The 25,111-nt window shown below is 40.5% G+C and carries 18 protein-coding genes; 16 read left to right on the top strand and 2 right to left on the bottom strand.

Annotated features, from left to right (window positions below; translation table 11 throughout):
- Nucleotides 1-81 precede the first annotated feature (81 nt).
- From mutY to HMPREF8578_RS09695, 5 genes are all read left to right on the top strand, one after another.
- The gene (gene mutY, locus HMPREF8578_RS09715; protein ID WP_000886134.1) at nt 82-1,242 is read left to right on the top strand and encodes an A/G-specific adenine glycosylase; all 1,161 of its coding nucleotides are present in this window, start codon (nt 82-84) and stop codon (nt 1,240-1,242) included.
- Nucleotides 1,243-1,318: 76 nt separating this feature from the next.
- Nucleotides 1,319-2,026 carry a response regulator YycF gene (gene yycF, locus HMPREF8578_RS09710; protein WP_000722059.1) on the top strand — a complete coding sequence of 236 codons (708 nt, stop codon included), beginning with the start codon at nt 1,319-1,321 and terminating at the stop codon, nt 2,024-2,026.
- Complete coding sequence (gene vicK / locus HMPREF8578_RS09705; RefSeq protein WP_000568721.1) at nt 2,019-3,368, top strand: cell wall metabolism sensor histidine kinase VicK; 1,350 nt, start codon at nt 2,019-2,021, stop codon at nt 3,366-3,368. The genes yycF and vicK overlap by 8 nt, the downstream gene beginning before the upstream one ends.
- Before the next feature lies 1 nt (nt 3,369).
- Entirely contained in the window at nt 3,370-4,179 is an 810-nt protein-coding gene (locus HMPREF8578_RS09700) for an MBL fold metallo-hydrolase (RefSeq protein ID WP_001290606.1), read from the top strand.
- 87 nt (nt 4,180-4,266) lie between these two features.
- Nucleotides 4,267-5,040 (top strand): potassium channel family protein, encoded by a 774-nt coding sequence (locus HMPREF8578_RS09695; RefSeq protein ID WP_000824597.1) that lies wholly within the window; start codon nt 4,267-4,269, stop codon nt 5,038-5,040.
- A 36-nt stretch (nt 5,041-5,076) separates the two neighbouring features.
- On the opposite strand, the gene HMPREF8578_RS09690 is transcribed toward HMPREF8578_RS09695, so the two are convergent.
- Nucleotides 5,077-5,424, bottom strand: coding sequence for a thioredoxin domain-containing protein (locus tag HMPREF8578_RS09690; protein WP_000434665.1), 348 nt, complete (start codon nt 5,422-5,424; stop codon nt 5,077-5,079).
- Nucleotides 5,425-5,535: 111 nt separating this feature from the next.
- Nucleotides 5,536-7,254, bottom strand: coding sequence for a phospho-sugar mutase (locus HMPREF8578_RS09685; protein ID WP_000222130.1), 1,719 nt, complete (start codon nt 7,252-7,254; stop codon nt 5,536-5,538).
- A gap of 409 nt (nt 7,255-7,663) precedes the next feature.
- Here HMPREF8578_RS09685 and HMPREF8578_RS09680 point away from each other — a divergent pair, with 409 nt between their 5' ends.
- The 11 genes from HMPREF8578_RS09680 (at nt 7,664) to glgA (ending at nt 25,057) form a co-directional block, all read left to right on the top strand.
- A complete protein-coding gene (locus HMPREF8578_RS09680; RefSeq protein WP_000722099.1) occupies nt 7,664-8,818 on the top strand; it encodes a DUF4352 domain-containing protein in 1,155 nt (384 codons plus the stop codon).
- A gap of 78 nt (nt 8,819-8,896) precedes the next feature.
- Nucleotides 8,897-10,798: a ribosomal protection-like ABC-F family protein gene (abc-f, locus tag HMPREF8578_RS09675; protein ID WP_000584842.1), complete on the top strand. Its 1,902-nt coding sequence runs from the start codon at nt 8,897-8,899 to the stop codon at nt 10,796-10,798.
- 2 nt (nt 10,799-10,800) lie between these two features.
- Entirely contained in the window at nt 10,801-11,664 is an 864-nt protein-coding gene (locus tag HMPREF8578_RS09670; protein ID WP_000400535.1) for an Rgg family transcriptional regulator, read from the top strand.
- 80 nt (nt 11,665-11,744) lie between these two features.
- Nucleotides 11,745-12,923 (top strand): MFS transporter, encoded by a 1,179-nt coding sequence (locus tag HMPREF8578_RS09665; RefSeq protein WP_001079355.1) that lies wholly within the window; start codon nt 11,745-11,747, stop codon nt 12,921-12,923.
- An 89-nt stretch (nt 12,924-13,012) separates the two neighbouring features.
- Nucleotides 13,013-14,971: an NAD-dependent DNA ligase LigA gene (gene ligA, locus HMPREF8578_RS09660; protein WP_001005752.1), complete on the top strand. Its 1,959-nt coding sequence runs from the start codon at nt 13,013-13,015 to the stop codon at nt 14,969-14,971.
- Between the two features lie 149 nt (nt 14,972-15,120).
- The gene (gene pulA, locus HMPREF8578_RS09655) at nt 15,121-17,406 is read left to right on the top strand and encodes a type I pullulanase (RefSeq protein ID WP_000286536.1); all 2,286 of its coding nucleotides are present in this window, start codon (nt 15,121-15,123) and stop codon (nt 17,404-17,406) included.
- Nucleotides 17,407-17,603: 197 nt separating this feature from the next.
- On the top strand, nt 17,604-19,028 hold the full coding sequence (locus tag HMPREF8578_RS09650; protein ID WP_002893292.1) for an NADP-dependent glyceraldehyde-3-phosphate dehydrogenase: 1,425 nt from the start codon (nt 17,604-17,606) through the stop codon (nt 19,026-19,028).
- Between the two features lie 272 nt (nt 19,029-19,300).
- Nucleotides 19,301-21,196: a 1,4-alpha-glucan branching protein GlgB gene (gene glgB, locus HMPREF8578_RS09645; protein ID WP_001064529.1), complete on the top strand. Its 1,896-nt coding sequence runs from the start codon at nt 19,301-19,303 to the stop codon at nt 21,194-21,196.
- A 159-nt stretch (nt 21,197-21,355) separates the two neighbouring features.
- Nucleotides 21,356-22,498, top strand: a complete 1,143-nt coding sequence (locus HMPREF8578_RS09640) for a glucose-1-phosphate adenylyltransferase (protein WP_000787250.1) — start codon at nt 21,356-21,358, stop codon at nt 22,496-22,498.
- The gene (gene glgD, locus HMPREF8578_RS09635) at nt 22,488-23,627 is read left to right on the top strand and encodes a glucose-1-phosphate adenylyltransferase subunit GlgD (protein ID WP_000687053.1); all 1,140 of its coding nucleotides are present in this window, start codon (nt 22,488-22,490) and stop codon (nt 23,625-23,627) included. The genes HMPREF8578_RS09640 and glgD overlap by 11 nt, the downstream gene beginning before the upstream one ends.
- Entirely contained in the window at nt 23,624-25,057 is a 1,434-nt protein-coding gene (gene glgA, locus HMPREF8578_RS09630; RefSeq protein ID WP_000697279.1) for a glycogen synthase GlgA, read from the top strand. The genes glgD and glgA overlap by 4 nt, the downstream gene beginning before the upstream one ends.
- Nucleotides 25,058-25,111 lie beyond the last annotated feature (54 nt).

Raw genomic sequence — 25,111 nt, 5'->3', positions numbered from 1 at the left:
ATTTAGTCCTCTTTCCCATGGGAAGAGGCTTTTTAGTACTGAGAAAAGGACAGTTAGAAGCTTCTATGTTATACTAGATATATGTTAGATTTGAAAGAATACGGTATCGTCATGTGGCCGGAGGAGAAGATTATTTCTTTTCGTGAAAAACTCCTCAACTGGTATGATGAAAACAAGCGAGATTTGCCTTGGCGGAGAAGTAAAAATCCTTATCATATCTGGGTATCTGAAATCATGCTTCAGCAGACCAGAGTGGATACAGTTATTCCATACTACGAACGATTCTTGGACTGGTTTCCAACTGTTGAAAGTCTGGCCAATGCCCCTGAAGAGCGTCTGCTGAAGGCTTGGGAGGGGTTGGGCTATTATTCCCGCGTACGCAATATGCAGGCTGCAGCCCAGCAGATTATGGCTGACTTTGGGGGTCAATTTCCAAACACCTATGAAGGAATTTCTAGTTTAAAAGGGATTGGCCCTTACACTGCGGGAGCTATTTCCAGTATCGCTTTTAATTTGCCTGAGCCAGCGGTTGATGGCAATGTCATGCGGGTTTTGGCACGCTTGTTTGAGGTTAATCATGATATCGGAGTTCCCAGCAATCGAAAGATTTTCCAAGCTATGATGGAAATCTTGATTGACCCGAAACGGCCAGGAGACTTTAATCAAGCTCTGATGGATTTAGGCTCTGACATAGAGGCACCAGTTAACCCTCGACCAGAAGAAAGCCCTGTTAAGGATTTTAGCGCAGCCTATCAGAATGGGACCATGGGTCGTTATCCGATTAAAGAACCCAAGAAAAAGCCCCTACCAATTTATCTCAAGGCTTTGGTTGTACGCAATGACCAAGGACAATTTTTACTAGAGAAAAATGAAAGCGAGAAACTGCTAGCTGGTTTTTGGCATTTCCCATTGATTGAAGTTGATGATTTTTCAAGTGATGACAATCAACTAGATCTCTTTTCACAAGTCACAGAGGAAAGCAGAGTATTTGGGCCAAGTCCTCAAGAAAACTTTGAGCAAGATTATGATTTAGAAGTGAATTGGTCCCAGCAAGTATTTGACCAGGTCAAGCATGTATTTAGTCATCGGAAATGGCATATTCAAATCATCGCTGGTCAAGTGACGGAAACAAAACAGTTTTCGGACAGAGAAATTCGCTGGGTTTCTCCTCAGGAGTTTTCTGATTATCCACTTGCGAAACCTCAACAAAAAATTTGGCAGGCTTATAAAAACAACTCTTGAAGATGAAGGCTTACAGTAGCCATTTGTGCCTTCTTTGCATTTTTTTGTTATAATAGATAGAGAAAAAGGTGATAAAATGAAAAAAATATTAATTGTAGATGATGAGAAACCAATCTCAGATATTATTAAGTTTAATATGGCCAAGGAAGGTTATGAAGTTGTTACAGCCTTCAATGGTCGTGAGGCGATCGAGCTATTTGAAGCAGAGCAACCGGATATTATTATCCTCGACTTGATGTTACCTGAAATTGATGGTTTAGAAGTGGCTAAATCTATTCGTAAGACTAGTAGCGTGCCGATTATCATGCTCTCAGCTAAGGATAGCGAGTTTGACAAGGTTATTGGTTTAGAGTTAGGTGCAGATGATTATGTTACAAAGCCTTTCTCAAACCGTGAGTTGCAAGCTCGTGTCAAGGCTCTGCTTCGTCGTACCGACCTAGTTTCTGTGGATAGCCAAGAGTCTGATGAGAAGAAGACGCAGCCCTTACAAATCGGTGATTTGGAAATCGTTCCAGATGCTTACGTGGCTAAGAAATATGGTGAGGAATTAGATTTAACCCACCGTGAGTTTGAACTCTTGTATCACTTGGCATCTCATATTGGACAAGTGATTACACGTGAACACTTGCTTGAGACTGTATGGGGTTATGACTATTTTGGTGATGTTCGTACTGTGGACGTGACCATTAGACGCTTGCGTGAGAAAATAGAAGATACTCCAAGTCGTCCAGAGTACATTCTCACACGTCGTGGTGTTGGATACTATATGAGAAATAATGATTGAAGATATTAGACAAACTATTCTGACCAGCGATTTTATCTTTATCCTGATTTTACTTGGATTTATCCTAGTCGTGACCTTGTTGTTATTGGAAAATCGTCGGGATAATATCCGTCTAAAGGAGATAAATCAAAAGGTTAAGGACTTGATTGCAGGTGATTATTCTCAAGTTTTGGACTTGCAAGGGAGTACAGAAATCACCAATATCACCAATAATCTGAACGATTTGTCAGAAGTTATTCGTTTGACCCAAGAAAATCTGGAACAAGAGAGTAAACGATTGAACAGTATTCTTTCTTACATGACAGATGGCGTTCTTGCGACTAATCGCCGTGGCCAGATTACTATGATCAACGATATGGCCAAGAAACAGCTCGGTGTGCAGAAAGAAGATGTTCTGAATAAAAGCATCCTCGAATTGCTTAAGATAGAAGATGAGTATGAGCTGCGTGATCTAATTACACAGATTCCTGAGTTGACGATTGACTCGCAGGATGTAAATGGGGAATATCTAAGCCTTCGTGTACGTTTTGCTCTGGTTCGTCGTGAGTCAGGTTTCATCTCTGGTTTGGTTGCCGTTTTACATGATACGACCGAACAGGAGAAGGAAGAGCGTGAGCGAAGACTCTTTGTTTCGAACGTGAGTCATGAGTTGCGTACTCCTTTGACCAGTGTTAAATCTTATCTCGAAGCCTTGGACGAGGGAGCTCTTTATGATCCTGTTGCTCCTGATTTTATCAAGGTTTCACTCGATGAAACCAACCGTATGATGCGGATGGTAACAGATCTCTTGCATCTCTCTCGTATTGATAATACGACAAGTCAGCTAGATGTGGAATTGATTAATTTTACAGCATTCATCACCTTTATTCTCAACCGCTTTGATAAGATGAGAAGTCAGGATGACGAGAAAAAATATGAGCTTGTCAGAGATTACCCTATTAATTCAGTTTGGATCGAGATTGATACCGATAAGATGACTCAGGTGATTGATAATATTCTTAACAATGCCATCAAGTACTCACCAGATGGTGGGAAAATTACTGTCAGCATGAAAACCACTGATGACCAGATGATTTTATCTATCAAAGACCAAGGTCTAGGTATTCCAAAACAAGATTTGCCGAAGATATTTGACCGTTTTTATCGTGTGGATCGCGCAAGAAGTCGTGCACAAGGTGGAACTGGGCTAGGTCTAGCCATCGCCAAAGAAATCATCAAACAACACAATGGCTTTATTTGGGCCAAAAGTGAATACGGTAAGGGCTCAACCTTTACCATCGTGCTCCCTTATGATAAGGATGCCGTAAAAGAAGAAATATGGGAGGACGAAATAGAAGACTAGAATGAGTGAAAAAGGCTTTAAATACAGTATTTTAGCATCAGGTTCCAGTGGAAATTCCTTTTATCTGGAAACCCCAAAAAAGAAAATCCTAGTAGATGCGGGCTTGTCTGGTAAGAAAATTTCAAGTCTGCTAGCTGAAATTAATCGCAAACCTGAAGATCTGGATGCGATTCTGATTACGCATGAGCACTCAGACCATATCCATGGGGTCGGTGTCTTGGCTCGTAAATATGGCATGGATCTTTACGCCAATGAAAAGACTTGGCAGGCTATGGAAAATAGTAAGTACCTCGGCAAGGTGGACTCTTCGCAGAAGCATATTTTTGAAATGGGAAAAACCAAAACTTTTGGTGATATCGACATTGAGAGTTTTGGTGTCAGTCATGATGCGGCAGCACCACAGTTTTACCGATTTATGAAAGACGACAAGAGCTTCGTCATGCTGACCGATACAGGTTATGTAAGTGACCGTATGGCAGGAATTGTCGAGAATGCGGACGGCTACCTCATCGAGTCCAACCACGATGTGGAGATTTTGCGAGCAGGATCTTACGCTTGGCGTCTCAAACAGCGAATTCTATCGGATCTCGGTCACCTTTCTAACGAAGACGGTGCTGAGGCCATGATTCGTGCAATGGGAAATCGAACAAAGAAAATCTATCTTGGTCACTTGTCCAAAGAGAACAATATCAAGGAGCTGGCTCATATGACTATGGTCAACCAGCTAGCCCAAGCGGATCTGGGAGTCGGAGTAGACTTTAAGGTTTATGATACCTCACCAGATACTGCAACACCATTGACAGATATATAAAAAAGAAGGCGAGTGCCTTCTTTTGTTTTGTACTTTGTCAGGAATTTAGTGTGGTATAATGATTAAAAAAACTAAAGGAGTAGCAGTGTGAAGAGAAAATGGCTATTAAAGGATTACTATGACACAACGATTATCATACTTGCATTGATATCCGTTGTCCTTGTCTTGCTTGGATTTGCTGAGATGATTGATTTGGATAATCCACCCTATAGTATTATTGACTTACTACTTTGGTTTATCTTTGTGGTGGATTATGGCTGGCGGTTCTTTACAAGTAAGGAAAAGTGGCGATTTCTTCTTGAAAATATTTTTGACTTGCTAGCTATCCTTCCTTTGAATGCTATTTTTACAGTATTTCGATTAGGGCGAATCTTCCGCTTAGCAAGGCTGACAAAATTACTGAAACTAACTCGTCTTTTAAGAGTCGTTGGATTGACTGGCAAGTTGGAAAAGAAGGTTGGAAAACTCTTACGAACAAATGGCTTACTTTATATTTTCTATCTCAATTCCTTTATTGTACTGGTAGGTAGTTCAATTTTATCTGTTGTTGAAGAAAAATCATTCTCAGATAGTCTTTGGTGGGCGCTTGTGACTGTAACGACTGTTGGTTATGGAGATATTGTTCCTGCGTCGATTTTTGGGAAGTGGTTAGCTGTTTTACTAATGCTTGTTGGTATTGGCACAATAGGGATGTTAACGAGTGCCTTGACAAACTTTTTTGTAAAGGATAATCCATTTGATCAGATAAAGCTTGATAAACTTCAAGACGAATTAATAACTCAAAGAATATTACTAGAGAAACAATCTGAGAAGATAGAAGAACTGCATAGAATGATACAAGACTTGCTTGAAAAAAAGTAATTTAGACTATACAAAAACCACTCGACGAGTGGTTTTTTACAATCCTGCAAATTCTTTGATTTCTTGTGCGGACATAGAAGAGTCGCAACGGACATTGATTTGGCCATCTGCAATGTGAACGAAGCCTGGTACAGTTGGAATTCCATAGCGTGAACGGAATTCTTGTAACTCATTGAGTTGGCTTGGTTCTTCACTGTTGATGAAGTAGATGTGAGCTTTAGTTTCAGCTACGACACCTGCCAAGGTACCTGCGAATTTACGGCAGTAAGGGCAAGTTTTACGACCAATAAAGAAGGTTGCAGTTTCTTTCTTATCAAGAGCTTCTTGTGCACGCGCAACTGTAGTTACTTCAAGGTCTTTGGTGTTTTCTAAAAATTGTTCCATGAGATTACCTCGCTTTCATTGATAAGTCTAGTATGCCATAAAGTTTCTAAAAATGCTTAGATTTGATACGAAAAAAAGATGAGACTGGTTGGTCTCATCTTTTTTAGAGCTTTATTTTACAAAAGCATTGATTTCTGCTTCGATGTTGGCAATCTTAGCTTGTGAATCTTCATTGCTTTCACCCACAACAGCAATGTAGAATTTGATTTTTGGTTCTGTACCAGAAGGGCGAACTGCAATCCATGAACCGTCAGCAAGTGTATATTTCAACACATCACTTGGAGGAGTTGTCAAGTTTGTAACAGTACCATCAGCAGCAGTAGCAGTTTGAGCCTTGAAGTCTTCTACGACAGTGATAGCTGTTGCATTCCATTCTTTTGGAGCATTGTTACGGAACTTAGCCATGATTTCCTTGATTTGTTCTGCACCATCAACACCAGAAAGGGTAACAGAGATAGTCTTTTCAGCGTAGTAGCCGTATTCTTTGTAGATTTCTTCGATACCGTCAGCAAGTGTCAAACCACGTGAACGGTAGTAGGCAGCAAGCTCAGCAACGACAAGAACGGCTTGGATGGCGTCTTTATCACGTACGAATGGTTTAATCAAGTAACCGAAGCTTTCTTCAAATCCCATCATGTAAGTGTGATTGTGTTTTTCTTCAAATTCTTGGATTTTCTCTGCGATAAATTTGAAACCTGTCAAAACGTTGAACATGGTTGCGCCGTAGCTTTCAGCAATCTTCGTTACCAAGTCAGTTGATACGATGGATTTGCAGAGAGCTGCATTTTCAGGAAGAGTTCCAGCATTTTTGTGGGCTTCCAAGATGTATTTAGCCATGATAGCACCGATTTGGTTACCTGAAAGGTTAAGGTAGCTACCATCTTTTTGAAGAACTTCAACACCAACACGGTCAGCGTCAGGGTCAGTTGCAACAAGCACATCTGCACCAACTTGACGACCAAGTTCTTCAGCAAGGGCGAAGGCTGCTTGGCTTTCTGGGTTTGGAGATTTTACAGTTGAGAAGTCAGGATCAGCAGTTGCTTGTGCTTCAACAACTTGAACAGAGTCAAATCCTGCTTGAGCAAGAGCACGACGAGCCAACATTTCACCCGTACCATGAAGTGGTGTGTAGACAATCTTCATGTCTTTACCGAATTCTTCGATCAAGGTTGGGTTGATGTTTACGTCTTTAACTTCTTTAAGGTATTCTGCATCAACAGCTTCGCCGATAACTTCAATCAAGCCAGAAGCTTTTTCAGCTTCGACATCAGCAACTTCCACAGCGAATGGATTTTCGATTGCACGAATATAAGTAGTTAAAGCGTCCGCATCGTGTGGAGGCATTTGTCCACCGTCTTCTCCATAAACCTTGTAACCGTTAAATGGAGCAGGATTGTGACTGGCAGTAATCATGATACCTGCGAAACAGTTGAGGTGACGAACAGCGAATGAGAGTTCTGGAGTTGGACGGAGGCTTTCAAATACGTAAGATTTGATACCGTGTTTAGCAAGAACTGCCGCAGATTCAAAGGCAAACTCAGGTGAGAAGTGACGGCTATCATAGGCAATCGCCACACCACGTTCTTTTTCATTTCCACCTTTTGACTCAATCAAACGAGCCAAACCCTCAGTTGCTTGACGAACAACATAGATATTGATACGGTTTGTACCAGCACCGATCAAACCACGCATACCTGCAGTACCAAATTCAAGATTTGTATAGAAGGCATCTTCCTTTGTTTTTTCGTCCATATTTTCCAAATCTTGACGAAGGTAGTCTGGAAGGTCAGCAAAATCGACCCATTTTTGATAATTTTCTTGGTAAGTCATAGAGTGTCTCCTTTGTTTATTGCTTTAATCGCTTTCATTATATCACGATTTGACATTTTAGTAAAACGTTAGCATAACTTAAAATGTAGGAAATTTACTTATGCACTTTAGCGGGAAAATGGTGGGAACTGTGCTTACTTATACTAAGTTAGCGATGAAAATTAATTATTAGATACTTTATAACATGAAAGTTTATAATTGATTTTGTAGGTTTGTTGAAGAAAAAAATCAAAAATATTGTTATATTCTATTCTTTTTATAAAGAATCCTTTAATGTATCAAATGAACAGATAGAAAAATTTAAGTTAAAACTCTATAAATTTAAGATATTTTGAAAATATCTGGTTTCTGTTTTGATTTTTATTCTGCGTATGGTAAAATATAGTAAATCATTAAAGGAGAATCCATTATGAAAAAAATTCTTAAGCATTCTGCCTTGCTTTTATCAGCTTTAGCACTGGTTGCCTGTGGAGCTCAAAAAAAAGCAAGCGACAATGGTACAGCTTCAAACTCTAATTTTGAGGTTTCTGTAAAAGACGGTATGTATGTATTGCCTAAAGATGAGGATTCATCATCAACATACCTTGCACTTCAAGTCGAAATCAAGAACAATCGTGATAAACAGTTTAGTTTTACTAGCCAAGATATCACGCTATACAATGAAAAGGATGAAAAATTACAACCAATTCAAGTTTATGAAAGCGACAGTAAAACTAAATTTATGTCATATGGTGACAGTCTTTCTAAAGGAAAGAGCGTTGCTGGTTATGTAGTGTATGAAGTAGACAAGAATGCTAAGTATGAACTTCACTTCGCGCCTAGCTTTTACGATGACATCAAAGAAAATTCTAAAAAGAATAACGATGTAGCAATCAAGGTGGATCCAAGTCAGTATGAAGACAATATTGATGAAGCAAAAGATGTAATGAAAAAATATGTTGATGCTGTTTACCTTAATGGGGAAAGCTCTGGTGGTGGAACGAACCTAAGTGCTACTGACAAAAAGTCGCAAGTTGTAGCACTTGCTGATGATAAAAAATCTTCTGATAATAGTGCTGAATTCACAAACGATGCGAAAGCTGATAAAGAAGAGTTTATCAAGAAATTTACAGAGTCATTCGGAAAAGGTTTCTATAACTACAAACCGTCTGATTCAGAACTTAGAACATTCGCAGATGCTTACATCAAAGCAAATGCTAAGAGAGCAAAAGTTGATTACAAGGTGAAGACATACTTGCCAGACTATGCTGTTGTTTATGTTCGACCAGAAACAATCGACTTGGATAACTTGAATGTTTATGAATTGAGCCGTAAGTTCTATGAAGAAAACAAAGGTAAATATAGCAACTACTCAGAAGCTATGAAAGCTGGTGAGAAATACATTTTGGAAAATGCACCGAGTCAATTTGATTCAACTCCACTAGACACTAGTGATAACATGAAGAAAGAGGGTTATGAAATTAAAATGACCAAGAAAGATGGAAAATGGACCATCGATACCTCTTCTAAAAACTATGAATTGAAAGATATGGCTCGCACATTCCGTGGAGGCATTGGATACTAAGATGAAAGGTTCGAGTTTATGACTCGAACTTTTTTCGTTGCAATTGTGCAAAAGAGAAAAAGATAGTAAAATAGAGATATGATTATTTTACAAGCTAATAAAATTGAACGATCTTTTGCTGGTGAGGTTCTTTTTGATAATATTAATCTGCAGGTAGATGAACGAGACCGAATTGCTCTTGTTGGGAAAAATGGTGCAGGTAAGTCTACTCTTTTAAAGATTTTGGTTGGAGAAGAGGAGCCAACTAGTGGAGAAATTAATAAGAAAAAAGATATCTCTCTGTCTTACCTAGCCCAAGATAGCCGTTTTGAGTCTGACAATACCATCTACGATGAAATGCTTTACGTCTTTGATGACTTGCGTCGGACAGAGACACAACTGCGTCAGATGGAGTTGGAGATGGGTGAAAAGTCTGGTGAAGATTTAGATAAACTGATGGCGGATTATGATCGTTTATCAGAGAATTTCCGCCAGGCTGGTGGCTTTACCTACGAAGCTGATATCCGCGCTATCTTGAATGGTTTCAAGTTTGACGAGTCTATGTGGCAGATGAAAATTGCTGAGCTTTCAGGTGGTCAAAATACTCGTCTTGCACTGGCTAAAATGCTCCTTGAAAAGCCCAATCTCTTGGTCTTGGACGAGCCAACCAACCACTTGGATATTGAAACCATTGCCTGGCTAGAGAATTACTTGGTGAACTATAGCAGTGCCCTCATTATTGTCAGTCACGACCGTTACTTTTTGGACAAGGTTGCGACGGTTACACTGGATTTGACTAAGCATTCCTTGGATCGTTATGTGGGCAATTATTCTCGTTTTGTTGAGTTGAAGGAGCAAAAGCTAGCTACTGAGGCAAAAAACTATGAAAAGCAACAAAAGGAAATCGCTGCTCTAGAAGACTTTGTCAATCGCAATCTAGTCCGAGCTTCAACGACCAAACGTGCCCAATCTCGCCGGAAACAATTGGAAAAAATGGAGCGTTTGGACAAGCCAGAAGCTGGTAAGAAATCAGCCAACATGACCTTCCAGTCTGAAAAAACGTCGGGAAATGTCGTTTTGACAGTTGAAAATGCAGCCATTGGTTATGATGGGGAAATACTTTCAGAGCCAATCAATCTAGACCTTCGTAAGATGAACGCTGTTGCGATTGTCGGACCAAATGGTATTGGCAAATCAACCTTTATCAAGTCTATAGTAGACCAGATTCCTTTTATCAAGGGAGAAAAGCGATTTGGTGCTAATGTTGAGGTTGGCTACTATGATCAGACTCAAAGCAAGTTGACACCAAGTAATACTGTTCTGGATGAACTCTGGAATGATTTTAAACTGACACCAGAAGTTGAAATCCGCAACCGCCTTGGCGCCTTCCTTTTCACAGGAGATGATGTTAAAAAATCAGTAGGAATGCTGTCAGGTGGCGAGAAAGCTCGTTTGTTGCTTGCCAAACTTTCAATGGAAAACAATAACTTCTTGATTCTTGACGAGCCGACCAACCACTTGGATATTGATAGCAAGGAAGTGTTAGAAAATGCTCTGATTGATTTTGATGGAACCCTTCTTTTTGTCAGCCACGACCGTTACTTTATCAATCGTGTAGCCACTCATGTACTGGAATTGTCTGAGAGTGGTTCAACCCTCTACCTTGGAGATTATGACTACTATGTTGATAAAAAGGCTGAAATAGAAGTCAGTCAGACAGAGGAAGCTTCAATGAGTAATCAAGCAAAAGAAGCAAGTCCATCTAATGACTATCAGGCCCAGAAAGAAAGTCAGAAAGAAGCCCGTAAGCTCATGCGCCAAATAGAGAGTTTAGAGGCTGAAATCGAAGAGTTAGAAACTCAAAGCCAAGCCATTTCTGAAAAAATGCTAGAAACCAACGATGCTGAAAAGCTCATGGAATTGCAGGCTGAACTGGACAAAATTAGCCATCGTCAAGAAGAGGCTATGCTTGAGTGGGAAGAATTATCAGAGCAGGTGTAAAGATGGAACATCTTGGAAAAGTATTTCGTGAATTTCGAACCAGTGGGAACTACTCTTTAAAGGAAGCAGCGGGCGATTCTTGCTCGACCTCTCAGTTATCTCGCTTTGAGCTTGGTGAGTCTGATTTAGCAGTTTCCCGTTTCTTTGAGATTTTGGATAATATTCATGTGACTATTGAAAATTTCATGGACAAGGCTAGGGATTTTCAAAATCATGAACATGTTGCCTTGATGGCACAGATTATTCCGCTTTACTACTCAAATGATATTGCTGGTTTTCAAAAGCTTCAAATGGAACAGCTTGAGAAAGCAAAGAGTTCGACCAATCCCCTCTATTTTGAGCTGAATTGGATTCTGCTACAAGGACTGATTTGTCAAAGAGATGCTCGTTACACGATGAGTCAGAGTGATTTGGATAAGGTGGCGGATTATCTTTTCCAAACAGAAGAATGGACCATGTATGAGTTGATTCTTTTCGGTAATCTCTATACTTTCTACAATGTGGACTATGTGGCTCGGATTGGCAGAGAAGTGATGGAGAGGGAAGACTACTACAAAGAAATTGGTCGGCATCGAAAACTTGTTTTGATTTTAGCTCTTAACTGTTACCAGCATTGTTTGGAAAACCGTACCTTTACGGATGCGGACTATTTTGAGGGCTATGTGGAGAAGTTGATTGGAAATGGTATCAAGCTTTATGAGCGCAATATCTTCCATTATCTCAAAGGTTTCGCCCTCTACCAGAGAGACTTGAAAGAAGAGGGTTGTAGTCAGATGCAGGAGGCTATGCATATTTTTGATGTGCTTGGACTTCCAGAGCAAGTGGCTTACTATCAGGAACATTATGAAAAATTTGTAAATGCTTAAATTTCCCAAATAAGGGAAAAATAAAGAGACTCCTTTCAGTTTTGATACAATAGTTTCAAAATTTGAGAGGAGCTTTTTATATGAATCGACATGCAATCCAGTTGATTAGTCGTGGTGCTATTAATAAAATAGGGAATATGCTCTATGATTATGGAAACAGTGTTTGGTTGGCGTCAATGGGAACGATAGGGCAGACTGTTCTTGGGATTTATCAGATTTCTGAACTCGTCACATCGATTCTGGTCAATCCCTTTGGCGGAGTGATTTCAGACCGCTTTTCGCGTCGCAAAATTTTGATGACGACGGACTTGATTTGTGGCGTTCTTTGCTTAGCTATTTCTTTCATCAGAGATGATAGCTTGATGATTGCTGCCTTGATTTTTGCCAATATTGTTCAGGCGGTTGCCTTTGCATTTTCTCGTACAGCCAACAAAGCCATTATAACTGAGGTTGTAGAGAAAGACGAGATAGTGACCTATAACTCTCGCTTAGAGCTCGTTTTGCAGGTTGTAGGCGTTAGCTCCCCTGTACTTTCTTTCATCGTTTTACAATTTGCCAGTCTCCATATGACGCTTGTTTTAGATGCCATTAGTTTTTTCATCGCATTTATCTTAGTAGCTTTCCTCCCCAAAAAAGAGGCTAAGGAGCAAGTGAAAAGGACTCTCAGCTGGAAAAATATTTTTGCTGATATGAAAGAAGGGATTCGCTATATTTGGCGCCAGCAAGAGATCTTTTTCCTTTTGGTAGTAGCTTCCAGTGTTAATTTCTTTTTTGCAGCTTTTGAATTTCTCCTCCCTTTTTCAGAACGGCTTTACGGGGTAGAAGGAGCTTATGCAACTATTTTGACTATGGGCGCTATTGGTTCGATTATCGGAGCTCTTCTAGCTAGCAAAATAAAGGCAGGTGTTTATAATCTTTTGATTCTATTGGCTTTGACTGGAGTTGGAGTTTTTATGATGGGATTACCACTGCCAACTTTTCTTTCCTTTTCTGGAAATTTAGTTTGTGAACTGTTTATGACGATATTTAATATTCACTTTTTTACTCAGGTGCAAACCAAGGTTGAGGGGGAATACTTGGGGAGAGTGCTAAGCACAATTTTTACCTTAGCCATCCTATTTATGCCGATTGCAAAAGGCTTTATGACGGTGTTGCCGAGTGTTCATCTCTCTTCTTTTCTGATAATTGGAAGCGGTGTTATCATCCTGTCTTGTTTATCCCTCGTTTATGTGCGAAGTCATTTTGAAAAAGAGTTATAACTTCTCTTTTTTAGAAAATATTACACTACAAACCATTTTTCAGTCCTTCTCTATTGTGAGGAGGGCTTGCTTTGTGGTAAAATGGGATTATGAATGAAAGAATGAATGAGTTAGTTGCCTTACTTAACCGCTATGCGACCGAGTACTATACGAGTGACAATCCCTCGGTTTCAGATAGTGAGTATGATCGCCTCTACCGAGAGTTGGTCGAATTGGAAGCCGCCTATCCGGATCAAGTTTTAGCGGACAGTCCGACCCATCGTGTTGGTGGTAAGGTTTTAGATGGTTTTGAAAAATACAGTCATCAGTATCCTCTATACAGTTTGCAGGATGCTTTTTCACGTGAAGAGTTAGAAGCTTTTGATGCGCGTGTTCGAAAGGAATTACCCCAACCGACCTATATTTGTGAGCTGAAAATCGATGGTTTGTCTATCTCGCTTACGTATGAAAAGGGAATTTTGGTAGTCGGTGCGACACGTGGGGATGGTTCTGTTGGTGAAAATATCACAGAGAACCTCAAGCGTGTCAAGGACATTCCTTTGACCTTGCCAGAAGAACTTGATATCACTGTTCGTGGAGAGTGTTACATGCCACGCGCTTCATTTGACCAGGTCAACCAAGCTCGCCAAGAAAATGGAGAGCCTGAATTTGCTAATCCTCGTAACGCAGCTGCAGGAACCCTCCGTCAGCTGGATACAGCAGTAGTGGCCAAACGCAATCTTGCGACTTTCCTCTATCAAGAAGCCAGCCCTTCTACTCGTGATAGTCAAGAAAAAGTCTTGGAGCATCTTGAACAGCTTGGTTTTGTAGTTAATCCTAAACGAATATTGGCTGAAAGCATGGATGAGATATGGGATTTCATCCAAGAAGTAGGACAAGAACGGGAGAAACTGCCTTACGATATTGATGGGGTGGTCATCAAGGTCAATGACCTAGCAGGTCAAGAAGAGCTTGGCTTTACCGTTAAAGCACCCAAGTGGGCTGTAGCATACAAATTTCCTGCTGAAGAAAAAGAAGCCCAGCTCCTTTCAGTTGACTGGACAGTAGGTCGTACGGGTGTTGTGACTCCGACTGCCAATCTAACACCTGTTCAGCTTGCTGGGACAACTGTTAGCCGTGCAACTCTTCACAACGTAGATTATATCGCTGAAAAGGACATCCGAAAAGACGATACGGTTATCGTTTATAAGGCTGGAGATATCATCCCTGCTGTTTTGCGTGTGGTAGAGTCCAAGCGTGTTTCTGAAGAAAAACTAGATATTCCGACTAACTGTCCGAGCTGTGACAGTCAGTTACTTCATTTTGAAGATGAAGTGGCTCTTCGTTGTATCAATCCACGATGTCCTGCCCAAATCATGGAAGGTTTGATTCACTTTGCTTCTCGAGACGCCATGAATATTACAGGGCTTGGTCCATCTATTGTTGAAAAGCTTTTTGCTGCTAATCTGGTTAAGGATGTGGCAGATATTTACCGTTTGAAAGAAGATGATTTCCTCCTTTTGGAAGGTGTCAAGGAAAAGTCTGCTTCTAAACTGTATCAGGCTATTCAAGCATCCAAGGAAAACTCTGCTGAAAAGCTCTTGTTTGGTCTGGGAATTCGCCATGTCGGAAGCAAGGCTAGCCAACTCTTGCTCCAACATTTCCACTCTATTGAAAATCTAGCCCAAGCTGATCCTGAGGAAGTAGCAAGTATCGAGAGCTTGGGTAGTGTGATTGCACAAAGCCTTCAGACTTATTTTGCTACAGAAGGGTCGAATATTCTCTTAGACGAGTTGAAAGAAGCTGGAGTCAATCTGGACTACAAAGGACAGACAGTAGTGGCAGATGCGGCCTTGTCAGGTTTGACCGTTGTACTCACGGGGAAATTGGAACGTCTCACCCGCTCAGAAGCCAAAAGCAAACTCGAAAGCCTTGGTGCCAAAGTTACAGGCAGTGTATCTAAGAAAACGAATCTTGTCGTAGCAGGAGCAGATGCAGGAAGCAAGCTCCAAAAAGCACAAGAACTTGGTATCGAAGTTCGAGATGAGGCCTGGCTAGAAAGTTTGTAAAGAATAGTTGAAAAATAGATGTTAGATAGTCTGGAACTATCTCTCCTGATGTGTTTTTATATCTATTAAAGCTATTCTATATTGTGCTGAAATTCCCGTTAAATTCTTCAGCATGACTTAAAAATTAAAATTAGGAATTAGGAAAAGAAATGTATAGATACCCTGTAGTCATCCATTTTCACCGAAAAAATGGGGATTATGATGCTTGTTCATTCAGTAGAAAACAGGCAGATGTTAAAGAAAATTTGTATTATGAAAATGACTATTTTGGAGCAAAATTCTCCTTTACAGTCACAAGTGCAGAAAGGCTCGATACTCTGACCTTTTCTGTCGAAATAGATGGAAAGACAAAAGATTATCTCCTACGGTTTAACTATTATCCACTGTTGACTGAGGTTTGGATTTTGGATGGTGATGAGACGGTTTATTATTCTGAAAATCCAGCCATTGCAAGTTCTTGCTATAAAGATCGAAACCCGTTTGCTTTTGATAAAGCCTTTCACAGTGAAAGTTTTGATCACCATTGGGGATACCAAGGAGAGTTGGGGTATAGTATCTCTGACTACCAGACAAGCTTTAAACTCTGGGCTCCTACAGCTACAGCTGTACAGGTGGTTGTCTATGAAAATACCAGCAACGATGCTCCGATTTGGAAAACCTATAATCTAGAGCGTGGGAATAGCTATTCATATAGTCATAAGTACAATACCATTGGTGTTTGGAGTGTAGACCTGGATGAAAATCTTGCAGGTAAAGCTTATCAGTATCAGATTGAATTTCCGCACCACCAGACTTTGACACGAGACCCATACACTATCGCTACAAGTCCTGACGGGAAACGTTCTGTCATCCTCTCTCAGCAAGATAGACAGGTAGAAGGATTTAAAGTCAAACATGGGACAGACGCCCCTTGGCGTTTGGAAAATCCATGTAAAGCCGTTATCTGTGAGATGCACATTCGTGATTTTACAAAATCACCGACATCTGGAGTTCCAGAAAACCTTCGAGGGACCTTCCTTGGGGCTTCCCAGACTGGAACGGTTAACCAGTATGGTCAAGCAACAGCCTTTGATTATATCAAAGAACTCGGCTGTAATTATGTTCAGCTCCAACCAATCTTTGATCGCCATAAGGAATACGACGAGGACGGGAATGTAACCTATAACTGGGGTTATGACCCTCAAAACTACAATGCGCCAGAACCAAGTTTCTCTAGCAATCTAGATGATCCTGGACAGGTTATTCGAGACCTCAAGACCATGATTCAGGCATATCATGATGCGGGAATCGGTGTTATTATGGATGTCGTTTACAACCATACTTTCTCAACGGTAGATGCGCCTTTCCAAACAACTGTTCCTGATTATTACTATCGTATGAATCCAGATGGAACCTTCCAAAACGGTACAGGTGTAGGAAATGAAACCGCAAGCGAACACGAAATGTACCGCAAGTATATGATTGACTCACTCCTTTATTGGGTGAAAGAATACAATATTGACGGTTTCCGTTTCGACTTGATGGGAATTCACGATGTCAAAACCATGCAGGCGATTCGCTGGGCACTTGATGAAGTTGATCCTCGTATTATCACCTATGGAGAAGGCTGGGATATGGGAACAGGTCTTGCACCTTATGACAAGGCCAAGAAGGACAATGCCTACCAGATGCCAAATATTGGATTCTTCAATGATGATCAGCGTGATGCCATCAAAGGAGGAGAAGTTTACGGCTCAATCAAGGCAGGATTTGTTAGTGGTGCTGCTACAGAACCGATTGTAGCCAAAGCTATTCTTGGTAGCCGAGAGTTGGGGTCATATCTTAGTCCAAACCAAGTTCTTAACTACGTGGAAGCCCATGATAATTACAACTTGCATGATTTGTTGGTAACCCTTCATCCAGATCACAGTTCAGATAAGATTATGCGTCAGGTCGAGACAGCAACAGCGATGAGCATTCTTATACAAGGGATGTCCTTTATAGAGCTGGGGCAAGAATTTGGTCGCACCAAACTCCTTGCTACAGGAGAAAATGGCGAGCTGACTCCGGCAGATAGAGAACGGGCCATGAATAGTTACAATGCTCCAGATAGTGTCAACCAGGTCAATTGGGATTTAATCAATGAGAGACAAGAGAGCATTGACTTTATTCGCCAGATTATTCGCCTAAAAACACAAAGGCGTGCTTTCTCTTATCCTACATACGAAGAAGTTTATCGTCATGTCTTCGTCCATACGGCTGCTGAAAATAGTGGATGGATTGTTTACGAAATTCACGGTGGAGCAGAGCACTTATTGGTGGTATTCAATGCCAAGGGAACTTCCTTCTACTTTGAAAATGCAGGGAATCTAGAAATGCTTGTGTCCAATAGTCGTTCTCAAGAGTCTAATGTGATTGATGATATCAGCGTTGCAGTCTTGAAGGTACTTTCATAGTAAATGCCACAAAAAGGTTTAGTTAACTCTAGACCTTTTTTGATTTTTATTGAAAAACCAATATCTAATAGGAATAAATTTCAAATAATTTGAAGAATCAAGTTTGTGAAAAAAATATCAATATTTTCCAAAAAGGGGTTGTAATTTTCTGAAAATTTGATAAAATAAGTTTTAATCATTTTCAGGAGGAAGAGAATTTGACACATTATCAGAATTTAGTGAATGGAAAATGGAAATCATCAGAGAATGAAATTGCCATCTATTCTCCCATCAATCAAGAAAAGCTGGGTACAGTACCTGCTATGAGTCAGGCTGAAGTAGATGAGGCTATGAAAGCTGCGCGTGCAGCTCTCCCAGCATGGCGTGATTTAGCACCAGTTGAGCGTGCAGCTTATTTGCATAAGACAGCAGACATTTTGGAACGAGATAAAGAAAAAATTGGTACCATTCTTGCCAAAGAGGTTGCAAAAGGAATTAAAGCAGCCATTGGAGAAGTAGTACGTACAGCAGAATTGATTCGTTTTGCTGCTGAGGAAGGTCTCCGTATCACTGGACAAGCAATGGAAGGTGGCGGTTTTGAAGCTGCAAGTAAAAACAAACTAGCCGTTGTCCGTCGTGAGCCAGTTGGAGTTGTGTTAGCTATTGCGCCATTTAACTACCCAGTCAACCTTTCTGGATCTAAGATTGCTCCGGCATTGATTGCCGGAAATGTCGTTATGTTTAAACCACCAACACAAGGATCTATTTCTGGTCTCTTGCTGGCTAAAGCATTTGACGAAGCAGGAATCCCAGCAGGTGTCTTTAACACCATCACTGGACGTGGTTTTGAAATCGGAGACTACATCATCGAACACAAGGAAGTAAATTTCATTAACTTTACAGGTTCAACACCGATTGGTGAGCGTATCGGTCGTTTAGCTGGTATGCGCCCGATTATGCTTGAGCTTGGTGGGAAAGATGCAGCAATTGTCTTAGAAGACGCAGATTTAGAAAATGCAGCTAAGCAGATCGTAGGTGGTGCTTTTAGCTACTCTGGTCAGCGTTGTACCGCTATCAAACGTGTTTTGGTTGTGGAAAGCGTAGCAGACAGATTGGCTGAATTGCTCCAAGCTGAAGTTACTAAGCTAACAGTCGGTGATCCATTTGACAATGCAGATATCACGCCAGTTATTGATAATGCTTCAGCTGATTTCATCTGGGGATTGATTGAAGATGCTCAGGAAAAAGGAGCCAAAGCGCTCAGCCCAATCAAACGTGAGAACAATCTCATTTGGCCAGGACTTTTTGATTATGTCACAAGAGATATGAAATTAGCCTGGGAAGAACCATTTGGACCTGTTCTTCCAATTATTCGAGTTTCAGATGCTAATGAAGCGGTAGAAATTGCTAATGAATCAGAATTCGGTCTTCAATCTTCAGTCTTTACAAATGACTTTAAGAAGGCATTTGAAATTGCTGAAAAACTTGAAGTTGGAACCGTTCATATTAATAATAAAACACAACGTGGACCAGATAATTTCCCTTTCCTTGGTGTAAAAGGTTCTGGTGCAGGAGTGCAAGGAATTAAATATAGTATCGAAGCGATGACAAATGTTAAATCCATTGTTTTTGATGTGAGATAATTTATAAAATCAGGAAAATAACTTCCTGATTTTATTTTTTTCAAAATAATACAGTAGAAAATTGATAAAAAACGAATATTCTGGTATTATAATAAAAAAATATATGGAAATTGTTTCGTGTTCTATTTTCTGGATATCTTTTTTAAAATGCTAGGTAATTTTTTGAAGGCTTTCATAAAAAAATATGATTTCCTTCGTAAATTACTTGAAAGTTATCTTAAAAGAGTGTATAATAGAATTATAGAAAACGCTTACAAAAGAAAGGGGATTGAATGAATAATCAAGAAGCATTAAGAACCTTTACTACAGGTGAGAACTTTCACCTCCAGCATTATTTAGGAGCGCATAGAGAGGAGAAAAACGGAGAAATAGGCTATACCTTTAGGGTTTGGGCCCCAAATGCACAAGCAGTTCATCTAGTTGGTGATTTTACCGATTGGGTTGAGAATCAGATTCCAATGGTTAGAAACGAGGCAGGTGTTTGGGAAGTCTTTACGAGTCAAGCTCAGGAAGGTCAGATTTATAAATATCATATCACGCGTGCAAATGGTCACCAGATTATGAAGATTGATCCTTTGGCAGTTTATTTTGAAGCTAGACCGGGTACAGGGGCAGTTCTGACCAATATCCGTGAAAAGAAATGGAAAGATGGCCTTTGGCTAGCACGTCGCAAACGTCTGGGATTTTTTGAGAGACCAGTTAATATATACGAGGCTCATGCAGGTTCTTGGAAGAGAAATCCAGACGGTAGTCCCTATACGTTTTCGCAACTGAAAGACGAGTTGATTCCATACTTAGTTGAGATGAACTATACACATATTGAGTTCATGCCTTTAATGGCTCACCCACTTGGATTGAGCTGGGGCTATCAACTTATGGGTTACTTTGCTTTTGAACATTCCTATGGTACACCTGAGGAATTCCAAGATTTCGTTGAAGAGTGTCATATAAATAACATTGGTGTTATCGTAGACTGGGTTCCAGGTCATTTCACTATTAATGATGATGCCTTGGCATATTATGACGGCACACCAACTTTTGAATACCAAGACCACAACAAGGCTCATAACTATGGTTGGGGTGCGCTGAATTTTGACCTTGGGAAAAATGAGGTCCAGTCTTTCTTGATTTCAAGTATTAAATTTTGGATTGATTTTTACCACTTAGATGGTATCCGGGTCGATGCAGTGAGCAATATGCTGTATCTAGATTATGATAATGCTCCTTGGACTCCAAATAAGGACGGTGGAAACCTTAACTACGAGGGTTATTATTTCCTTCAACGGTTGAACACAGTGATTAAGTTAGCTCATCCAGATATCATGATGATTGCAGAAGAAAGTTCATCAGCGACAAAGATTACTGGTATGAAAGAAATGGGTGGCCTTGGCTTTGACTATAAATGGAATATGGGCTGGATGAACGACATTCTCCGTTTCTACGAGGAAGATCCGATTTATCGCAAGTATGACTTTAATCTTGTGACTTTCAGCTTTATGTATGTTTTCAATGAAAACTATCTCCTGCCTTTCTCACATGATGAAGTAGTTCATGGTAAGAAGAGTATGATGCATAAGATGTGGGGGGATCGCTACAATCAGTTCGCTGGTCTGCGCAACCTCTACACCTATCAAATTTGTCATCCAGGTAAGAAACTCTTGTTCATGGGGAGTGAGTACGGACAATTCCTCGAGTGGAAGTCCGAGGAGCAGTTAGAATGGTCTAATCTAGAAGATCCAATGAATGCCAAGATGAAGCATTTCACTTCACAACTGAATCAATTCTATAAAGACCATCGCTGTCTTTGGGAAATTGATACTAGTTATGATGGTATAGAGATTATCGATGCTGATAATAGAGATCAGAGTGTCCTTTCCTTTATTCGTAAGGGCAAGAAGGACGAAATGTTAGTCTGTGTCTTTAATATGGCACCAGTTGAACGTAAGGACTTTACGATTGGTTTACCTGTTGCAGGTATTTACGAAGAAGTTTGGAATACAGAATTAGAAGAATGGGGAGGTGTGTGGAAAGAGCACAATCAAACAGTTCAGACTCAAGAAGGCTTATGGAAAGATTATGAGCAGACTTTGACCTTTACCTTGCCTGCCATGGGAGCAAGCATCTGGAAGATCAAGCGTCGTTTGAAACCAGCTAAGAAAAAAGAATAATGGGCTGTTGATTACAATTTTTTAGATTTTAAAAACGGATGTACTTGTATTGGACTTGAAACACAAGAGAAATGGATTTCCTATTATTTTTATAAAAAAGTTTGACTTCCGACCTTCTTTCGATTTTAACGTTCACATGTCTTTATAAAGGAGTAGAAAATGAAGAATGAAATGCTAGCTTTGATCCTTGCGGGTGGGCAAGGAACACGTCTCGGAAAACTCACTCAAAGCATTGCCAAACCGGCAGTGCAATTCGGTGGGCGCTACCGTATCATTGACTTTGCTCTTTCCAACTGTGCAAACTCTGGAATCCATAATGTTGGTGTGATTACTCAGTACCAACCTCTTGCTTTGAATAACCATATCGGAAATGGCTCTAGCTGGGGATTGGATGGTATCAATTCAGGTGTCTCTATTTTACAACCTTATTCAGCCAGCGAAGGAAACCGTTGGTTTGAAGGGACTAGTCACGCTATCTACCAAAACATTGACTACATCGACAGTGTTAATCCTGAGTATGTTTTGATTCTTTCTGGTGACCACATCTACAAGATGGACTACGATGATATGCTTCAGTCCCACAAGGATAACAATGCCAGTTTGACAGTAGCTGTCCTAGACGTACCGCTCAAAGAAGCTAGCCGTTTCGGTATCATGAATACAGATGCCAATAACCGTATCGTTGAATTCGAAGAAAAACCTGCGCAACCTAAGTCTACAAAGGCTTCTATGGGGATTTATATTTTTGACTGGAAACGACTTCGCAATATGCTTGTTGCTGCTGAAAAGAGCAATGTGGATATGTCAGACTTTGGTAAGAACGTTATCCCTAACTATCTCGAGTCTGGTGAAAGTGTCTATGCTTATGAATTTAATGGCTACTGGAAAGACGTTGGTACGATTGAGTCGCTTTGGGAAGCCAATATGGAGTACATTTCGCCAGAAAATGCCTTGGATAGCCGCAATCGTCAGTGGAAAATTTATTCAAGAAACTTGATCTCACCACCAAACTACTTTGGTGCGCATGCACATGTTGAGGATTCATTGGTCGTGGATGGTTGTTTTGTAGATGGAACTGTTAAACGTTCGATTCTTTCAACAGAAGCACAAGTACGTGAAGGTGCTGAGGTCGTTGATTCTGTTATCATGAGTGGGGCTATTATTGGCCATGGAGCAAAGATTACTCGTGCTATTATCGGTGAGGGTGCCATTATTGCTGACGGCGTAGAAATTGACGGAACGGACGAAGTACAAGTAGTAGGATACAATGAAGTAGTGGGGGTAGCAACAGATGAAGATTGATAAATATTCAGCCATTTTGGGAAACACAGTTGGTTTTCATGACATGTCAACGTTAACAGAACACCGTCCGGTAGCTAGTTTGCCTTTCGGTGGGAAATACCGTTTGATTGACTTCCCCCTTTCCAGTCTTGCAAATGCAGGTGTTCGTAGTATCTTTGGTATTTTCCAACAAGATAATATCAGCTCAGTTTTTGACCATATTCGTTCAGGTCGTGAGTGGGGCTTGTCAACCCTTCTAAGTCACTACTATCTAGGAATTTACAATACTCGTGTTGAAAGCAGTACAGTTGGAAAAGAGTATTACCAACAGCTTCTTACCTACTTGAGACGTTCAGGTTCAAACCAAACCGTTTCGATTAACTGCGATGTGTTGGTGAATATTGACTTGAATCAAGTCTTCCACCTACACAATACAACAAAAGGTCCGATTACAGTTGTATATAAGAAACTTCCAAAGAAAGACATTTCTGATGTGAATGCTATTCTGGAAATCGATGAGACTGACCATGTTCGTTCGCACAAACTCTTTGATAACAAATCTACGGATGAACTCTTCAACATGTCTACTGATATCTTTGTTGTGGACACCCCTTGGTTGATTGAACGACTTGAAGAAGAGGCTCAGAAAGAATATCCTGAAAAGTTGCGCTATGTTCTTCGCGATTTAGCTGTAAAAGAAGGAGCTTTTGCTTACGAATACACAGGCTACTTAGCAAACATTCATTCTGTTCAGTCCTATTATCAAGCCAATATCGATATGCTTGAATCTAAAAAGTTCTACTCTCTCTTCTCACCAAATCAAAAGATTTATACAAAAGTTAAGAATGAAGAACCAACCTACTATGCGAATACTTCAAAAGTAAGTACTTCTCAGTTTGCTTCTGGTAGTATCATTGAGGGTGAGGTAGTTCAGTCAGTCCTATCTCGTAATATTTATGTTCACAAGGATAGTGTGGTGAAGGACAGCATTTTATTCCCTCGTGTTGTGATTGGTCAAGGTGCCCGAGTTGAATATGCTATCTTGGACAAGGGCGTTGAAGTTGCGGACGGTGTTGTCATTCGAGGAACGGCAGAACATCCAGTTGTAGTTAAGAAGGGTGAAACAGTAACAGAGGACATTTATTCATGAAAATTTTATTTGTAGCGGCAGAAGGAGCACCCTTTTCAAAAACAGGTGGTTTGGGCGATGTCATTGGCGCACTTCCCAAATCACTTGTAAAAGCGGGGCACGAAGTTGCAGTTTTCTTGCCTTATTATGATATGGTAGAAGCTAAGTTCGGTGACCAGATCGAGGATGTTCTCCACTTTGAAGTTAGTGTAGGATGGCGTAGACAGTACTGTGGTATTAAGAAAACGGTTTTGAATGGCGTAACCTTCTACTTCATTGATAATCAATATTATTTCTTTCGCGGTCATGTATACGGGGATTTTGACGATGGTGAACGCTTTGCCTTCTTCCAACTGGCTGCTCTAGAAGCCATGGAACGCATCGGCTTTATCCCTGATCTTCTCCATGTCCATGATTACCACACAGCCATGATTCCCTTCTTGTTAAAAGAAAAGTACCATTGGATTCAGGCATATCAAGGAATCAGAACCGTTTTAACTATTCATAATTTGGAATTCCAAGGTCAATTTTCTGAAGGAATGCTGTGGGATTTGTTCGGTGTGGGCTTTGAACGCTATGCTGATGGCACCCTTCGCTGGAATGATTGTCTCAACTGGATGAAATCAGGTATTCTCTACGCGGATCGTGTCTCAACCGTTTCCCCTAGCTATGCACATGAGATTATGACTAGTCAGTTTGGTTGCGGTTTGGACCAGATTCTTCGCATGGAGTCAGGTAAGGTTTCGGGAATTGTTAATGGAATCGATACTGATCTCTATAATCCAGAGACAGATGCTCTTTTAGACTATCATTTTGATAAAGAAGATTTGTCTGGAAAAGCTCAAAACAAAGCAAAATTGCAAGAGAGAGTTGGGTTGCCTGTGCGAGCAGATGTTCCACTAGTTGGGATTGTCTCTCGATTGACACGCCAAAAAGGTTTTGATGTTGTGGTAGAAAGCTTGCATCGTTTCTTACAGGAGGACGTTCAAATAGTCCTTTTAGGAACAGGTGACCCGGCTTTTGAACATTCCTTCTCTTGGTTTGCTCAAGTCTATCCTGACAAGCTATCAGCAAATATCACTTTTGATGTCAAACTTGCTCAAGAAATCTACGCAGCTTGTGATCTCTTCCTCATGCCGAGTCGTTTTGAACCATGTGGTTTGTCTCAAATGATGGCGATGCGCTACGGAACTCTACCATTGGTTCATGAGGTTGGTGGTTTGCGTGATACAGTTCAATCCTTCAATCCGATCGAAGGAACTGGTACTGGATTTAGCTTTGACAATTTAACACCCTACTGGCTTAACTGGAGTTTCCAAACAGCCTTGGATGTTTATAAGTACCAGCCAGACGTTTGGAGAAATCTACAAAAACAAGCTATGGAATGCGATTTCTCATGGGATACAGCCTGCAAATCTTACCTGGACTTGTACCATAGTTTAGTCAACTAATAGATAAAATCGTATGATTCTTTCATACGATTTTTGGGCTGTTTAGAAAGGAAA

It is taken from the genome of Streptococcus oralis ATCC 49296 (assembly GCF_000185265.1).
GTDB lineage: Bacteria > Bacillota > Bacilli > Lactobacillales > Streptococcaceae > Streptococcus > Streptococcus oralis_BC.
This window is presented reverse-complemented; position numbering and strand designations above follow the sequence as displayed.

What these genes read in the sequence shown, in the direction of transcription:
- mutY (WP_000886134.1), top strand. Translation starts at nt 82, where the DNA reads ATGTTAGATTTGAAAGAATACGGTATCGTCATGTGGCCGGAGGAGAAG.
- yycF (WP_000722059.1), top strand. Translation starts at nt 1,319, where the DNA reads ATGAAAAAAATATTAATTGTAGATGATGAGAAACCAATCTCAGATATT.
- vicK (WP_000568721.1), top strand. Translation starts at nt 2,019, where the DNA reads ATGATTGAAGATATTAGACAAACTATTCTGACCAGCGATTTTATCTTT.
- HMPREF8578_RS09700 (WP_001290606.1), top strand. Translation starts at nt 3,370, where the DNA reads ATGAGTGAAAAAGGCTTTAAATACAGTATTTTAGCATCAGGTTCCAGT.
- HMPREF8578_RS09690 (WP_000434665.1), bottom strand. Translation starts at nt 5,424, where the DNA reads ATGGAACAATTTTTAGAAAACACCAAAGACCTTGAAGTAACTACAGTT.
- HMPREF8578_RS09685 (WP_000222130.1), bottom strand. Translation starts at nt 7,254, where the DNA reads ATGACTTACCAAGAAAATTATCAAAAATGGGTCGATTTTGCTGACCTT.
- HMPREF8578_RS09680 (WP_000722099.1), top strand. Translation starts at nt 7,664, where the DNA reads ATGAAAAAAATTCTTAAGCATTCTGCCTTGCTTTTATCAGCTTTAGCA.
- abc-f (WP_000584842.1), top strand. Translation starts at nt 8,897, where the DNA reads ATGATTATTTTACAAGCTAATAAAATTGAACGATCTTTTGCTGGTGAG.
- HMPREF8578_RS09670 (WP_000400535.1), top strand. Translation starts at nt 10,801, where the DNA reads ATGGAACATCTTGGAAAAGTATTTCGTGAATTTCGAACCAGTGGGAAC.
- HMPREF8578_RS09665 (WP_001079355.1), top strand. Translation starts at nt 11,745, where the DNA reads ATGAATCGACATGCAATCCAGTTGATTAGTCGTGGTGCTATTAATAAA.
- ligA (WP_001005752.1), top strand. Translation starts at nt 13,013, where the DNA reads ATGAATGAAAGAATGAATGAGTTAGTTGCCTTACTTAACCGCTATGCG.
- pulA (WP_000286536.1), top strand. Translation starts at nt 15,121, where the DNA reads ATGTATAGATACCCTGTAGTCATCCATTTTCACCGAAAAAATGGGGAT.
- glgB (WP_001064529.1), top strand. Translation starts at nt 19,301, where the DNA reads ATGAATAATCAAGAAGCATTAAGAACCTTTACTACAGGTGAGAACTTT.
- HMPREF8578_RS09640 (WP_000787250.1), top strand. Translation starts at nt 21,356, where the DNA reads ATGAAGAATGAAATGCTAGCTTTGATCCTTGCGGGTGGGCAAGGAACA.
- glgD (WP_000687053.1), top strand. Translation starts at nt 22,488, where the DNA reads ATGAAGATTGATAAATATTCAGCCATTTTGGGAAACACAGTTGGTTTT.
- glgA (WP_000697279.1), top strand. Translation starts at nt 23,624, where the DNA reads ATGAAAATTTTATTTGTAGCGGCAGAAGGAGCACCCTTTTCAAAAACA.